This is a genomic window from Lactobacillus sp. UMNPBX4, from assembly GCF_002554115.1.
Taxonomy (GTDB): Bacteria; Bacillota; Bacilli; order Lactobacillales; family Lactobacillaceae; genus Lactobacillus; species Lactobacillus gallinarum.
The window spans coordinates 1-1697 of sequence record NZ_PCZF01000104.1; the positions used below are offsets into that span (position 1 = coordinate 1).

Genomic DNA, 1697 nt, shown 5'->3' on the forward strand with positions numbered 1-1697 from the left:
GACTTGGGCTTTTTTAATTATTTATTCAACTTACCGTAAAAAATTATACACTTAGGGGCTTATTTGTTGTGTCTAACTAAAAAAATAAATCGACACTAAAAGATGTTTAAGTTGAAATTTAAACAAAAAATGAAGCCAAACTTCTTATTATGCTTGACTTTACGTAGAAAAAATCCCTTTCTTGACTGACACACGCTGGCCTACCGCAAAAATATTGACACTTACTACTTCCCGAAGTAACTCCACCAACGACTGGAACAATTTTCTCAATTCCAGAGGCTAGTCCCTTTTTGGTTAGTGTTTTGCCAGCAACTATACTAGTTATTTTTTAATAATGAGTACCACAAAGTTTTCATTAAAGGTTTCCCTAATATTTGTTTAGAAGCATACTTTATAGCATTAGAACTTGACACCCGCAACAAAGAAGCTGATCCATTTACTCCAGCCATTGTTCCTAAAAATAATAACAATCCATTTGTTTGAATTTTTCCATTTTCTTCGATCAAATCATCAAAATCATATATATAGAATACGCGTGGTGCCAGTTAAATCGTTCTAGACAATAAGCTAGATTACCATTAGCGATTCGGCGCAAACGTAAGGGGTAGGATGGTCACCAGCGGCTAGTTGAATTTTCTATTGCGACTTATCAAACGGATGTTGTCCCGTATCAAATAAATTATGACGTTTTATAAATTGAACCGATACGCGGTCTGATATGCGCTGATGCACTGTGGTGGTCAGCGCATTTTTATCAGGTCGGAAGTTCAGGCGGATGCTATGCAGATAACAGTGGCCGAATATGTTGGGTGAAGTCTGGGGCCTTGCCGTTAATGCTGGGGCAATGGCCTTATTTCAGCGGGATCTTAAAAGGTGTGTTCAGACATTTAGAGATAGGCGAGGGATAAAAATAACGTAAATTCCGGTTAGACGTGTATTGAAAATAAAGAAAGGGTCATCGGAATCATTGATACTCCGATGATCTTTTCTGTCGGTAATTAGACATAGACTAAAATATTTTTCTGGAGCGTAAGTCTTGATTTAACAACGTTTTTTGGCGATTGAACAAGTGATTTTGAAAATTGATAGGCTAAAATGGTTGCACTTTTTCAACAGCTTGTTATACTTACTATTGGTAAGTATAACAAGGAAATTAGTTTTGAAAGGATTGTTTGATATGACAAAATATGGTGTAATTGTAGGTTCTATTCGTAAAAATTCTTATTCTAAAGGGGTCGCTGAGGACATCGTTGCTGGGTTACCAGACGACGCTGAAGTAACGTACTTAAATATCGCTAAGTTGCCACTATATAACCAAGACTACGATGCGGATTCACCCGTAGAATATACAGAATTTCGTCAGGCCGTTGCGGCTCAAGATGCGTTCATCTTTGTCACACCTGAACATAACCGTAGCATCCCAGCAGCCTTGAAGAATGCTTTGGATGTTGCTTCACGTCCATGGGGTCAAAGTGTTTGGGGCGGCAAGCCTGCTTTGGTTGCTTCCCAATCGATCTCTGGTATCTCTGGCGTCTTAGCACACCATGTTTTACGTCAATCCTTGGTCTTCTTAGACATGCCAACGATGCAACAACCAGAATTGTACATCGGTAATACTGATAAGTTGGCTGATGAAAATGGTCACATTGCACGTGCACTTCTAGGAAATCCTAAATTATTATTATTAGATGAACCTA

2 protein-coding genes are annotated in these 1697 nt (G+C 38.4%); one reads left to right on the top strand and one right to left on the bottom strand.

Features of this window, described 5'->3' with window-relative positions; genetic code table 11:
- Window positions 1-317 precede the first annotated feature (317 nt).
- Window positions 318-506 carry a hypothetical protein gene (locus CP355_RS10245; RefSeq protein ID WP_143438290.1) on the bottom strand — a complete coding sequence of 63 codons (189 nt, stop codon included), beginning with the start codon at window positions 504-506 and terminating at the stop codon, window positions 318-320.
- Between the two features lie 671 nt (window positions 507-1177).
- Here CP355_RS10245 and CP355_RS09865 point away from each other — a divergent pair.
- Window positions 1178-1697: NADPH-dependent FMN reductase (locus tag CP355_RS09865; protein ID WP_098044441.1), on the top strand; the 520-nt coding region annotated here is incomplete at its 3' end.